Source organism: Pseudomonas sp. Pseusp88 (assembly GCF_047303955.1).
Lineage (GTDB): Bacteria > Pseudomonadota > Gammaproteobacteria > Pseudomonadales > Pseudomonadaceae > Aquipseudomonas.
Window position 1 is genome coordinate 36,393 of the sequence record NZ_JBGLYM010000029.1, and the last position, 12,853, is coordinate 49,245.

A 12,853-nucleotide genomic window follows, 5' to 3' on the forward strand; every position below is an offset into this window, starting at 1 on the left:
TTCGCCCATAATCGATTTCTTTGGCCTCATCGAATATCCGCAGGAGCCCCATGGAGCAATTTCGCAATATCGGCATTATCGGCCGCCTGGGCAGTGTCCAGGTGCTCGATACGGTTCGCCGACTCAAGAGGTTCCTGCTCGAACGGCACCTGCATGTCATCCTTGAGGAGACCATCGCCGAAGTGCTGCCCGGCCACGGCCTGCAGATCTCTTCGCGCAAGATGCTCGGTGAAGTCTGCGATCTGGTCATCGTCGTCGGCGGTGATGGCAGCCTGCTCGGGGCGGCGCGGGCCTTGGCCAAGCACAACGTGCCGGTGCTGGGGATCAACCGCGGCAGCCTGGGTTTCCTCACTGACATTCGCCCCGACGAACTGGAGCTCAAGTGCGGCGAAGTGCTGGACGGCCACTATCTGGTCGAAAACCGCTTTCTGCTTCAAGCCGAGGTAAGGCGTCATGGTGAGGCCATCGGTCAGGGCGATGCCCTTAATGACGTAGTGCTGCACCCCGGCAAGTCGACGCGGATGATCGAGTTCGAGATCTATATCGACGGCCAGTTCGTCTGCAGCCAGAAGGCCGACGGCCTGATCGTCGCCACGCCCACCGGTTCGACTGCCTACGCGCTGTCGGCGGGCGGGCCGATCATGCATCCCAAGCTCGATGCCATTGTGATTGTGCCGATGTATCCCCATACCTTGTCTGGTCGGCCGATTGTGGTCGACGGCAACAGTGAGCTGAAGATCGTGGTGTCCAAGGACATGACGATTTATCCACAGGTGTCCTGTGATGGCCAGAACCACTTTACCTGTGCCCCAGGCGATACGGTCACTGTGAGCAAGAAGCCGCAGAAGCTGCGGTTGATCCATCCTCTCGATCACAACTATTACGAAGTCTGTCGCACCAAGCTTGGCTGGGGCAGCCGACTTGGTGGTGGAGGCGACTGATGCTTGATCCGGCGCGAAGCTACGACTTGATTGGTGACGTGCATGGTTGTGCCCATACCCTTGAGCAATTGCTCGCGGACATGGGCTATCGGCTCCAGAACGGAGTCTGGCGGCATGTTTCGCGCATGGCGGTGTTTCTCGGCGATATCATCGACCGCGGCCCGCGCATTCGTGAGGCGCTGCATATCGTTCGCAATATGGTCGAGGCCGGCCAGGCCTATTGCATCATGGGCAACCATGAGTTCAATGCCCTGGGCTGGATGACCCCGGCACTGCCCGAGACGGGCAAGCAGTTCGTCCGCGAGCACACCCCAAGGCACGCTCGCCTGCTGGGTGAAACCCTCGCCCAGTTCGAGCAGTATCCTGCCGAGTGGAAGGAGTTCATCAACTGGTTCTACGAGCTGCCGTTGTTTATCGACGCCGAGCGCTTCCGCGTGGTCCATGCCTGTTGGGACGCCAGCCTGATCGAGCCGTTGCGCGGCCTGCATGGCAACGGTTGCATCGACAAGCACTTCGTCCAGGCTTCGGCCGAGGCGGGCAGTTTCGCCAGTGCGGTGTTCGATCGTCTGCTGCGTGGCACGGACATGCGCCTGCCCCACGGCATGACGCTGACCGGTGGCGACGGCCTGACCCGCGCCTTCTTCCGCACCAAGTTCTGGGAGGACGACCCGCAGACCTACGGTGACGTGGTGTTCCAGCCCGATGCCTTGCCTGAGGGCGTGGCCAAGACGCCGCTTTCCAGCACCGAGAAAAACGCCTTGCTGCGCTATGGCATGGACGAGCCGCTGTTGTTCGTCGGCCATTACTGGCGCAGTGGCATTCCCGCACCGATCCGGCCCAATCTGGCCTGTCTGGATTACAGCGCCGTGCTCTACGGCAAACTGGTCGCCTACCGGCTGGATCAGGAAACCTCTATAGATCCGGGCAAGTTCGTCTGGGTCGATGTGCAACGTCCCGAGGCGGTTTGATGAACCCTGTTGCCGTTTTTCGCCTGCCGCTGACCACTGACCTGAGTGGCTTTGTCAGTCTGTTACACCGTTTGAACGTGCCCCATCGCGTCAGCGAGGAGGGGGGCGAGCAGGTGCTGTGGGTGCCGGATGCGCCGTCCCTGGTGGACGATGTACGTACCTTGTATGAACGCTATCCCCAGGGTGATCCCCAGGCCGAGCTGCCCCACGGCAACAAAGCCCCGCTGTTGACCCGGCACGCAGGTTTCATTCAGCAGATACGCAATAGCCCGATGACCTCCGTGGTGCTGTTGCTGTGCCTGATCGTCGGGGCCGTGACGCTGCTCGGTGACAACCTGCAAGCCCTGCGCTGGCTGACCTTCATGGACTTCCACGTCATGGGGGATCAGGCCTATTTCGTGCCCCTGGCCGACAGTCTGGCGGCGGGGCAGTGGTGGCGTATCGTCACGCCGATGCTGATCCACTTCGGCATCCTCCATCTGGCGATGAACGCCCTGTGGTTCTGGGAATTGGGGCGCCGCATCGAGCTGCGTCAGGGCGCCTGGCATTTACTGGGCCTGACTCTGCTGTTCAGCGCCGTATCCAATTACGTGCAATACGCCTGGAGCGGTCCTACCCTGTTCGGCGGCCTGTCCGGGGTGCTCTACGCGTTGCTCGGTCATTGCTGGATCTACCAGCTGCTGGCGCCCAATCCGGTCTATCGCATGCCCCGTGGCGTGCTGGTGATGATGCTGGTGTGGCTGGGCCTGTGTCTGTCGGGCCTGATCAGCGCCATAGGTTTCGGCGAGATCGCCAACGGCGCCCATGTTGGCGGCCTGATCATCGGTTGTGTAACAGGTCTGCTTGGCGGGGTAATTGCCCGCATGAAGCGCTAAACTCCCCCCTATTTTGGAGAGCCTAATGTCCTCTTTTATCGAAATGATTGAAAACATCACCCCGGACATCTACGAGAGCCTCAAGCTGGCCATCGAAATCGGCAAATGGTCCGACGGCCGCAAGCTGAGCCAGGAGCAGCGCGAGCTGTCCATGCAGGCCATGATCGCCTGGGAAATGCAAAACCTGCCGGAAGACCAGCGCACCGGCTACATGGGCGCGCAGGAGTGTGCCTCCAAGTCCATCACCGTGCCGAATATCCTGTTCAAGTCGGATGCCATCCATTGATCGAGATTGGCCGCGGATCAGTCAACAAAATGTCAGCGCGTCTCGATACGTCGCTGGTGCAATACGGTTTTCGTCTGGGCGACAGTGAGTTTCCGGTCAATCCGTTGATCGGCAAGCAGGTGCGCCTGGAGTTCCTGGGTGCTATCCATTGCAGTCATTGCGGTCGCAAGACCAAGTCCAGCTACAGCCAGGGCTATTGCTTCCCGTGCATGCAGAAGCTGGCCCAGTGCGATGTCTGCATCATGAGCCCGGAAAAGTGCCATCACGATCAGGGTACCTGCCGTGACCCGGCCTGGGGCGAGCAGTTCTGCATGACCGACCATATCGTCTATCTGGCCAACTCGTCCGGCGTAAAAGTCGGCATTACCCGTGCGACGCAACTGCCGACCCGTTGGCTCGATCAGGGCGCCAGCCAGGCATTGCCGATCCTGCGTGTTGCCACTCGTCAGCAGTCCGGCTTCGTCGAAGACCTGCTGCGCACCCAGGTTGCCGACCGCACCAACTGGCGCGCGCTGCTCAAGGGCGACGCCGAGCCGGTGGATCTGGTTGCCATCCGCCAGCAACTGTTCGACAGCTGTGCCGACGGCCTGGCCGGTCTGCAAGAACGATTCGGCCTGCAAGCCATCCAAATGCTGCATGACGTTGAGCCGGTGGAGATTCGTTACCCGGTCGAGGCCTATCCGACCAAGATCGTCAGCTTCAATCTGGACAAGAATCCCATCGCCGAAGGCACGCTGCTGGGCATCAAGGGCCAGTACCTGATCTTCGATACCGGGGTCATCAATATTCGTAAGTACACGGCCTATCAGCTGGCCGTGCATCAGTAGAAGGAACACTTCATGCGCACCGAACAGCCGAAAATGATCTATCTGAAGGATTATCAGGCGCCCGAGTACCTCATCGATGAGACGCACCTGACTTTCGAGTTGTTCGATGATCACTCGCTGGTGCATACGCAGTTAATCATGCGTCGTAACCCGGCCCGTGGTGGCGGCCTGCCGCCCCTGGTGCTGGACGGCCAGCAACTGGAACTGGTGTGCGTACGCCTGGACGATGTCGAGCTGACCTCCGCTGACTACCAATTGACCCCCGATCACCTGACCATCCAGCCCAAGACTGTGCGCTTCGTCATCGACAGCACCGTGCGTATCCACCCGGAAACCAACACCGCGCTCGAAGGCCTGTACAAGTCCAGCGGCATGTTCTGCACCCAGTGCGAGGCCGAGGGTTTCCGCAAGATCACCTATTACCTTGACCGGCCGGACGTGATGAGCAAGTTCACCACGACGGTCAGCGCCGACAAGCACAACTTCCCGGTGCTGCTGTCCAACGGTAACCCGATTGCCAGCGGCCCCGGTGACGAAGGCCGGCACTGGGCGACCTGGCAGGATCCGTTCATGAAACCGGCCTACCTGTTCGCCCTGGTGGCCGGAGACCTGTGGTGTGTTGAAGATACCTTCACCACCATGAGCCAGCGCAACGTCACCCTGCGCATCTACGTCGAGCCGGAAAATATCGACAAGTGCCAGCACGCCATGAACAGCCTGAAGAAGTCCATGCGCTGGGACGAAGAAACCTATGGCCGTGAATACGACCTGGATATCTTCATGATCGTAGCCGTCAACGACTTCAACATGGGCGCCATGGAGAACAAGGGCCTCAATATCTTCAACTCCAGCGCCGTGCTGGCCCGGGCCGAAACCGCCACCGACGCCGCGCATCAACGGGTCGAAGCCATCGTTGCCCATGAATATTTCCACAACTGGTCGGGCAACCGCGTGACCTGCCGCGACTGGTTCCAGTTGTCGCTCAAGGAAGGCTTCACCGTCTATCGAGATGCCGGTTTCTCGGCGGACATGAACTCGGCCACGGTCAAGCGCATCCAGGACGTCGCCTACCTGCGCACCCACCAATTCGCCGAAGATGCCGGCCCCATGGCCCACGCCGTGCGCCCGGACAGCTTTATCGAGATCTCCAATTTCTACACCCTGACCGTGTACGAAAAGGGCTCGGAAGTGGTTGGCATGATCCGCACCTTGTTGGGGGCCGAGGGCTTCCGCAAGGGCAGCGACCTGTATTTCCAGCGCCACGACGGCCAGGCCGTGACCTGTGACGACTTCGTCAAGGCCATGGAGGATGCCAATGGTGTCGATCTGACCCAGTTCAAGCGCTGGTACAGCCAGGCCGGTACGCCGCGTCTGGCGGTCAGCGAGTCCTATGATGCTGCGGCCAGGACCTACAGCCTGACCTTCCGCCAGGGCTACCCGTCCACGCCAGGCCAGCCAGCCGAAAGCAAGAAGCCCTTCGTCGTGCCGGTCGAACTGGGTTTGCTTGATCCGCAGGGCCAGGAAATCCCTCTGCGCCTGCAAGGTGAGGCGGCGGCGTCCGGCACCAGCCGTGTGCTGTCGGTGACTGAAGACGAGCAGACCTTCATCTTCGTCGATATCCCGGCCAAGCCGTTGCCATCGCTGCTGCGCGGCTTCTCGGCGCCGGTGAAGCTGAGCTTCCCGTACGATCGCGACCAGTTGATGTTCCTCATGCAGCACGACAGCGATGGCTTCAACCGTTGGGATGCCGGCCAGCAACTGTCGGTGCAGGTCCTTCAGGAACTGATTGGCCAGTATCAGCAGGGCAAGACCTTGCAGATGGACCAGCGTCTGGTAACGGCGCTGGCGACGGTGCTGGGCGACCATTCTCTGGATCAGGCCATGGTCGCGGAAATGCTCTCTCTGCCGGGTGAGGCATACCTCACTGAAATCAGCGAAGTGGCTGACGTCGACGCCATCCACGCCGCCCGCGAATTCGCTCGCAAGCAACTGGCCGATACCCTGTTCGACACCCTGTGGACCCGCTATCAGGCCAACCGCGAGCTGTCACGCAACACGGCATATGTCGCTGAAGCCGAGCACTTCGCCCGTCGCGCCCTGCAGAATATCGCCTTGTCGTACCTGATGCTCACCGAGAAGCCGGAAGTGCTGGCGGCCTGCATCGACCAGTTCGATACCGCCGACAACATGACCGAGCGCCTGACGGCCCTGGCGGTGCTCGTCAACTCGCCATTTGCCGAAGAAAAGGCCAAGGCTCTGGCGGTGTTTGCCGAGAACTTCAAGACCAACGCCCTGGTCATGGACCAGTGGTTCAGCGTCCAGGCCGGCAGCCCGTTGCCGGGCGGTCTTGCGCGGGTCAAGGCGCTGATGCAGCACCCGGCCTTCACGATGAAGAACCCGAACAAGGTCCGTGCCCTGATCGGCGCCTTCGCCGGGCAGAACCTGATCAACTTCCACGCCGCGGATGGATCCGGCTACCGCTTCCTTGCCGATCTGGTCATCGAGCTGAACGGCTTCAACCCGCAGATCGCTTCGCGGCAACTGGCGCCGCTGACCCGCTGGCGCAAATACGACAGCGCCCGTCAGGCGTTGATGAAGGCCGAACTGGAGCGCATCCGCAACTCCGGCAACCTGTCCAGCGATGTGTTCGAGGTGGTGAGCAAAAGCCTGGCGTGATGTCTGCCTGCTGCTGAATCCCGCCGCTGAGTAGAGGGTCGCCCGTGTGAATGGGCGGCCCTTTTTTACGTGTCCTACTAACGCATCGGAAGTTTCCGAGGACTCTCCAGAGTCGTCATACAGCACGATGAGATGCGCCCCGCAGAGACATTTCGTTACCCCGTTCATCCTGTCCTGGCGCGCTGAGATGGCCATTTGGCCACGGCGCGCATCATCCAATAAACGGTATGGACGTATTGATGAACGTAAGAAAAACGCTGCTATTGCTGGGGCTGGTCGCGGTTACGCCGCAGGTTTGGGCGGATGCGCAGGTGAGTCGTGAGCAGCTGTTTCAGGTGGGCGATCTTGAGCTGAGTGTGGGCATGGGGCTGTTGAGTGGCAAGGCTGAAGAAAAAGCCTATGACACCGACGATGGCAAGAAAATCAGCCAGCTGGATTGGGATATCAAGCAGGTCACCACGCTGCATTTTGGCCTGGCCTATCATCCGCTGGATTGGCTTTCACTGAATGCAGGTGGCTGGACTCGTGTGGCGGGGGGCAGCAGTCATATGAGGGACTATGACTGGCTCGACGACGAGCAGGACGACTGGAGTGATTATTCGACCCACCCCGACACTCGTCTCACCAAGGCCTGGCAGGCTGAGATCAGCGCCACTGCCTGGGCCATCAAGCGTAACAATCTTGCCCTGGGTGTCATGGCAGGCTATCAGCGCAATCAGTTGGGCTGGGAAAGCAAGGGTGGCCGTTATACATACTCCTCGGAAGGGGATTATCGCGATCAGCAAGGAAGGTTTCTGGATGACGTCAAAGTCATCACCTATCAGCAGAACTACGACACGCCGTACGTTGGCCTTGTCGGCCTGTACAACTGGCAGGACTGGACCCTGGACAGCCGCTTCAAGTACAGCCAGTGGGTCAAGGCCAGGGACTATGACCAGCATCATCTGCGTGACCTGACGTTTACCGGCAACCATGGCAACTCGGGCCGTATGCAAAGCCTCGCCCTTGGGCTGACCTGGCGCGTCGACCCGCAGATGTCGCTCCGGGCAGGCTTTGACTATCAGGTGTATGCCGAAGCCAAGGGCAGCGTTTTGGCCCGGCATGTACCGAGCGGTGAAACTCACCGATTCGGCGGCAAGGCTGGCTCCCAGGCCAGCCGTACGTTGCTGTCCAGCGTGGCCCTGACCTATCAGTTCTAACCTGAAATAAGTTCGTGGGAGCTGGCTTGCTGGTTCCCGCACCGCAATCATTTGAACTGAAATGCGATTTTGTAGGAGCTGCCGAAGGCTGCGAAAGCGATGTATCAGGCAGACCCTTTCGCAGCCTTCGGCAGCTCCTACAGATCCTGTTGTGTCAGGGCCTGCCGGAATCTCTTGCTAACAGTTTTTGTGGTTTATATGTGATTCGGCATCCCATCCCGCCAGCTACAGTTCTCAATCAATCCCAGTGATAACGCTTCAATCATCGTCTCGCGCTTAACAAAATATAACGTCATGTCGATTGTCACGGCTTTCCAAAGCTGGATAGGATGGAGCCGCTCCGAAAGCTGTTCTAGAGCGTTTGCATTGCTTTTAACGCTTCGCGGCACCCTGATAAAAATAAACAAAGGGGACCTTCATGAGTGAGCCTGTCAATTGGCACACCCGTACCAGTGATACCGCGATCAATCGTTATCCATTGGCATTTCAGATCAAGACAGCCCTGACGCTGTTGCTCGCCCTGACCCTGACCGATGCGGTTCAGGCGGCTGATGCCCCCGCTACCGACGCGGCTGCGCTTTACTCCATCGAGTCGACCAAGTCTTCCCGCGACCTGCTGCTGGATGTCGTCCATGCCGGTGCGCGTCTGGTGGTGGTCGGCAATCGTGGCCATATCCTTTATTCCGATGATCAGGGCAAGACCTGGGTCCAGGCCAGGGTACCGACCCGACAGTTGCTGACCTCGGTGTATTTCATCAATGACAGGCAGGGCTGGGCGGTCGGCCACGATGCGCAGATTCTTGCCAGCACCGATGGCGGCGCCACCTGGACCAAGCAGTTCGAAGATATCAAGCGTGAAGCGCCGTTGCTGGACGTCTGGTTCAAGGACGCTCAGACCGGTTTTGCCGTGGGCGCCTATGGCAGCCTGATGACCACCACTGACGGTGGCCAGCATTGGCAGGATGTCAGCGACCGCCTCGACAACGAGGATCAGTACCACCTCAACGGCATTGCCCAGGTCAAGGATGCAGGACTGTTCATCGTTGGTGAGGCGGGCAGCATGTTCCGCTCCGCCGATGACGGCCAGACCTGGGAAAAACTCGAAGGGCCTTATCAGGGTTCGCTGTTCGGCGCGATCGGTACCGCCCAGGCGGACACGCTGCTGGTCTACGGCTTGCGCGGCAACCTGTTCCGCTCTACCGATTTCGGCAGCACCTGGGAGCCTGTGCCATTGCAGGGTGAGCGTGGTTCGCTGGAATTCGGCCTGTCCAATGCCGCGCTGCTGGCCGACGGTTCGCTGGTGGTAGTGGGCAATGGTGGCAGTGTATTGCGTAGCACCGACGACGGCCTGACTTTCCGGGTGTTCAACCGCCCGGACCGGATTTCCCTGTCCGGCGTCGCGGCGGCCGCCTCGGGCAATCTGGTCCTGGTAGGACAGGGCGGCGTTCGCGTCGCCTCGCCAACGGGCGCCGAGACGACCCAACAATAAGACCGAACAAAGGCGGGGCAATTCAGGCATGAGCAATCTTCAACACACCCAGCATCCGCACGATGAGAAGGCCACCTTCCTTGAGCGGTTGATTTTCAACAATCGCCCGGCGGTGATCCTGATCTGTCTGGTCGTGAGCATCTTCCTGTTCTGGCAGGCGACTCTGGTGCGGCCATCGACCAGTTTCGAGAAAATGATTCCCCTGGCCCATCCGTTCATCCAGAACATGATGGAGCACCGCAACGATCTGGCGAACCTGGGTAATACCGTGCGGATCTCGGTGGAGGCCACCGACGGCGATATCTTTTCCAAGTCGTACATGGAGACCTTGCGGCAGATCAACGACGAAGTGTTCTACATCGCCGGGGTCGATCGTTCCGGGCTGAAATCCTTGTGGAGCCCCAGCGTGCGCTGGACCGAAGTGACGGAGGAGGGCTTTGCCGGTGGCGAGGTGATTCCCCAGAGCTACGACGGCTCGGATGCCAGCCTCGACAAATTGCGCAACAACGTCCTCAAGTCGGGTCAGATCGGCCGTCTGGTGGCCAACGATTTCAAGTCCAGCATCGTTGATATCCCCTTGCTGGAGTCCTATCCGGATCCTGAAGACCAGGGCAAGTTGATGGCCCTGGACTATCAGAAGTTCTCCCATCAGCTGGAAGAAAAGATCCGCAACAAGTTCGAAGCCCAGAACCCCAATATCAAGGTGCACATCGTCGGCTTCGCCAAGAAGGTCGGCGATCTGATCGATGGCCTGGTGATGGTGGTGATGTTCTTCGGCGTCGCCTTCGTCATCACCCTGGTGCTGCTGGTCTGGTTCACCCGCTGCATGCGCAGCACCGTTGCAGTACTCAGCACCACCCTGATCGCGGTGATCTGGCAACTGGGCCTGATGCATGTGGTGGGGTTCGGTTTAGACCCGTACTCGATGCTGGTGCCATTCCTGATCTTTGCCATCGGTATTTCCCACGGTGTACAAAAGATCAACGGTATCGCCCTGCAGTCCAGTGATGCCGACAATGCCCTGACCGCAGCCCGGCGTACCTTCCGCCAGCTGTTCCTGCCCGGCATGATCGCCATCCTCGCCGATGCAGTGGGGTTCATTACCCTCTTGATCATCGATATCGGGGTGATTCGCGAGCTGGCGATTGGCGCGTCCATTGGTGTCGCGGTAATTGTGTTCACCAACCTGATTCTCCTGCCTGTGGCGATTTCCTACGCCGGTATCAGTGGTCGCGCCATTCGCCGCAGCAAGAAGGATTCGGTCAGCGAGCATCCGTTCTGGCGCCTGCTGTCGAACTTTGCCAACCCGAAAGTTGCCCGCGTCTCGGTGATCCTGTCCTTGATCGCTCTGGGTGGCGGTCTCTGGTACGGGCATAACCTGAAGATCGGCGACCTCGACCAGGGTGCGCCGGAGCTGCGTCCTGATTCGCGCTACAACAAGGACAACAGCTTCATCATCAATAACTACTCGACCAGCTCCGACGTACTGGTGGTGATGGTCAAGACGCCTCGAGAAGGCTGTTCGGCCTATACGACCATGTCGGCGATCAACGAGCTGGCCTGGAAAATGGAGAACACGCCCGGGGTGCAATCGGCAATTTCCCTGGTCACCGTCTCCAAGCAGATGATCAAGGGCATGAACGAGGGCAACCTGAAATGGGAGTCGCTGTCGCGCAACAAAGACGTGCTCAACAGTTCCATTTCCCGCGCTGATGGCCTGTACAACAACGATTGTTCCCTGGCACCGCTCCTGGTGTTCCTCAACGACCACAAGGCCGAGACCCTGGATCGCGCGGTGCATGCCGTGCAGGACTTCGCCAAGGACAATAATCGCGAAGGCCTGCAATTCCTCCTGGCGGCAGGGAATGCCGGGATCGAAGCAGCGACCAACGAAGTGATCAAGCAGGCCGAGCTGACCATCCTGATCCTGGTCTACCTCTGTGTGGCGGGCATGTGCATGATCACCTTCCGCTCCTGGGCGGCGACCCTGTGTATCGTTTTGCCGCTGGTGCTGACTTCGGTGCTGGGTAACGCGCTGATGGCGTTCATGGGGATCGGCGTCAAGGTTGCGACCTTGCCGGTGGTGGCGTTGGGTGTGGGGATTGGCGTGGACTACGGCATCTACATCTACAGCCGCCTGGAAACCTTCCTGCGTGCCGGTCTGCCGCTGCAAGAGGCTTATTACGAAACCCTCAAGTCCACCGGCAAGGCTGTCCTGTTCACCGGGCTGTGCCTGGCGATCGGTGTCTGCACCTGGATCTTCTCGGCCATCAAGTTCCAGGCTGACATGGGCCTGATGCTGACCTTCATGCTGCTGTGGAACATGTTCGGCGCGTTGTGGCTGCTGCCAGCGCTGGCGCGTTTCCTGATCAAACCGGAGAAGATGGCGGGCAAGGTGGGGAATTCGTTGTTTTCCCATTGAGATGATGGAGTGCTAACTGTGAGACCGGCGTTAGCCGGGAAGACAATGGAGCAGACGATAGAAAATTGTCGATCTTGCGTGTGCCTTCCCGGCTAAAGCCGGTCTCACAGACTCCGCCTTTCATCAAACCTTGCGGGTCTTCTGCCGCAGAATATAGATCGTTACCAGCACCGCGCTGGTCAGCATGAAACCCTGTGCCCAGGGACGGCGCACCAGGTAGCAGGAAAAACCGATACTCAACCACATCAGGCCAATGGCGTAGACCTTGCCCTTGAGCGGGATGCCGTTGCCTTCCAGATAGTCACGAATCCATGGCCCGAGGTGTCGGTGATTGACCAGCCAGGCATAGAAACGCGGCGAGCTGCGGGCGAAGCAGGCGGCGGCGAGGAGGAGAAAGGGCGTCGTGGGCAGCACCGGAAGAAATATCCCGATGACGCCCAGCGCAACGCTCAGCCAGCCAATGCCGGCGAGGAGGAGGCGTAGCATCTGATCAGCGCAGGCGCCTGATCAGTGGTGACGCGGCTTGAGGATCGCCGGTTTTTCGTCTGGGGCGTGCAGCAACAGGTACAGAGCGGTCAGGGCTTCGGGGATCTGCACGATCATGTCATCCATCAGGTTGGCATCGGCAGCGATGTCGGCGAACTCGGGTTGCTCGTCGAACAGGCCGGAACCCACCATGATCGGCAGCAGCATTTCGCTGACTTCTTCTTCGTCGTTCTCGAACCAGACCGCTTCACGCAGGAATACACCCTCCATGAAACCGATGCACCAGCCGCGCAGCTCGGAATCATCCGGGTCGTCGCCCAGATCCAGGTCGCACGGCAGCTCGAACTCGTCATCCGAGGCCAGCTGGCGAGCGATGTGCGCCTGCAGCTGGATCAGGGTGGCTTCGATCTCTTCGCGCTGGGCGTCGCTGCTGTAGTGTGGCGGCTCGGCGAACAGGGCATCGATCCATTCACGTTCAGGGACCGATTCGGAGCAGATCGACAACGCGGTCAGGTAGCCATGCGCGGCCACGTAGTCCAGCGCTTCATCGTGCAGCTCATCGGCATCGAGGAAGACTTGCAGGCGGGTGAGTTGCTCAGCAAAGGACATTGAGGGGTTACCTGAGGTAATAAACGATGCTGAATTCTAGGCCCTGAGCGCCACAGATGCCAGCGCCAAGGCCTG

Annotated in this window: 11 protein-coding genes; 9 read left to right on the plus strand and 2 right to left on the minus strand. The window is 59.7% G+C overall.

All coding sequences use genetic code 11. The features are described 5' to 3' along the window. Positions 1-50: 50 nt before the first annotated feature. The 9 genes from ACCD02_RS26100 (at position 51) to ACCD02_RS26140 (ending at position 11,683) form a co-directional block, all read left to right on the plus strand. Complete coding sequence (locus ACCD02_RS26100; protein ID WP_413308463.1) at positions 51-941, plus strand: NAD(+) kinase; 891 nt, start codon at positions 51-53, stop codon at positions 939-941. Beyond that, positions 941-1,909 carry a metallophosphoesterase gene (locus ACCD02_RS26105; protein ID WP_413308465.1) on the plus strand — a complete coding sequence of 323 codons (969 nt, stop codon included), beginning with the start codon at positions 941-943 and terminating at the stop codon, positions 1,907-1,909. The genes ACCD02_RS26100 and ACCD02_RS26105 overlap by 1 nt, the downstream gene beginning before the upstream one ends. Further along, positions 1,909-2,784 carry a rhomboid family intramembrane serine protease gene (locus ACCD02_RS26110; protein WP_413308467.1) on the plus strand — a complete coding sequence of 292 codons (876 nt, stop codon included), beginning with the start codon at positions 1,909-1,911 and terminating at the stop codon, positions 2,782-2,784. Before ACCD02_RS26105 ends, ACCD02_RS26110 begins: the two co-directional genes overlap by 1 nt. Before the next feature lie 25 nt (positions 2,785-2,809). Next, positions 2,810-3,070 (plus strand): YeaC family protein, encoded by a 261-nt coding sequence (locus ACCD02_RS26115; protein ID WP_413308469.1) that lies wholly within the window; start codon positions 2,810-2,812, stop codon positions 3,068-3,070. Further along, positions 3,067-3,897: a DUF2797 domain-containing protein gene (locus tag ACCD02_RS26120; RefSeq protein WP_413308471.1), complete on the plus strand. Its 831-nt coding sequence runs from the start codon at positions 3,067-3,069 to the stop codon at positions 3,895-3,897. Before ACCD02_RS26115 ends, ACCD02_RS26120 begins: the two co-directional genes overlap by 4 nt. A 12-nt stretch (positions 3,898-3,909) precedes the next feature. Then, positions 3,910-6,573, plus strand: coding sequence for an aminopeptidase N (gene pepN / locus ACCD02_RS26125; RefSeq protein ID WP_413308473.1), 2,664 nt, complete (start codon positions 3,910-3,912; stop codon positions 6,571-6,573). Between the two features lie 239 nt (positions 6,574-6,812). Further along, positions 6,813-7,772, plus strand: coding sequence for an omptin family outer membrane protease (locus ACCD02_RS26130; protein WP_413308475.1), 960 nt, complete (start codon positions 6,813-6,815; stop codon positions 7,770-7,772). Positions 7,773-8,190: 418 nt separating this feature from the next. After that, positions 8,191-9,261: a WD40/YVTN/BNR-like repeat-containing protein gene (locus ACCD02_RS26135; protein WP_413308477.1), complete on the plus strand. Its 1,071-nt coding sequence runs from the start codon at positions 8,191-8,193 to the stop codon at positions 9,259-9,261. Positions 9,262-9,289: 28 nt separating this feature from the next. Then, the gene (locus ACCD02_RS26140; RefSeq protein ID WP_413308479.1) at positions 9,290-11,683 is read left to right on the plus strand and encodes an efflux RND transporter permease subunit; all 2,394 of its coding nucleotides are present in this window, start codon (positions 9,290-9,292) and stop codon (positions 11,681-11,683) included. 123 nt (positions 11,684-11,806) lie between these two features. Here ACCD02_RS26140 and ACCD02_RS26145 read toward each other — a convergent pair whose 3' ends face one another. Further along, on the minus strand, positions 11,807-12,169 hold the full coding sequence (locus ACCD02_RS26145) for a YbaN family protein (protein ID WP_413308481.1): 363 nt from the start codon (positions 12,167-12,169) through the stop codon (positions 11,807-11,809). Between the two features lie 21 nt (positions 12,170-12,190). Continuing rightward, on the minus strand, positions 12,191-12,778 hold the full coding sequence (locus tag ACCD02_RS26150; RefSeq protein ID WP_413308483.1) for a UPF0149 family protein: 588 nt from the start codon (positions 12,776-12,778) through the stop codon (positions 12,191-12,193). Positions 12,779-12,853 lie beyond the last annotated feature (75 nt).

Bases quoted from the DNA above. Each gene is read 5' to 3' on its own strand.
- ACCD02_RS26100 (WP_413308463.1), top strand. From the start codon at position 51: ATGGAGCAATTTCGCAATATCGGCATTATCGGCCGCCTGGGCAGTGTC.
- ACCD02_RS26105 (WP_413308465.1), top strand. From the start codon at position 941: ATGCTTGATCCGGCGCGAAGCTACGACTTGATTGGTGACGTGCATGGT.
- ACCD02_RS26110 (WP_413308467.1), top strand. From the start codon at position 1,909: ATGAACCCTGTTGCCGTTTTTCGCCTGCCGCTGACCACTGACCTGAGT.
- ACCD02_RS26115 (WP_413308469.1), top strand. From the start codon at position 2,810: ATGTCCTCTTTTATCGAAATGATTGAAAACATCACCCCGGACATCTAC.
- pepN (WP_413308473.1), top strand. From the start codon at position 3,910: ATGCGCACCGAACAGCCGAAAATGATCTATCTGAAGGATTATCAGGCG.
- ACCD02_RS26130 (WP_413308475.1), top strand. From the start codon at position 6,813: ATGAACGTAAGAAAAACGCTGCTATTGCTGGGGCTGGTCGCGGTTACG.
- ACCD02_RS26135 (WP_413308477.1), top strand. From the start codon at position 8,191: ATGAGTGAGCCTGTCAATTGGCACACCCGTACCAGTGATACCGCGATC.
- ACCD02_RS26140 (WP_413308479.1), top strand. From the start codon at position 9,290: ATGAGCAATCTTCAACACACCCAGCATCCGCACGATGAGAAGGCCACC.
- ACCD02_RS26145 (WP_413308481.1), bottom strand. From the start codon at position 12,169: ATGCTACGCCTCCTCCTCGCCGGCATTGGCTGGCTGAGCGTTGCGCTG.
- ACCD02_RS26150 (WP_413308483.1), bottom strand. From the start codon at position 12,778: ATGTCCTTTGCTGAGCAACTCACCCGCCTGCAAGTCTTCCTCGATGCC.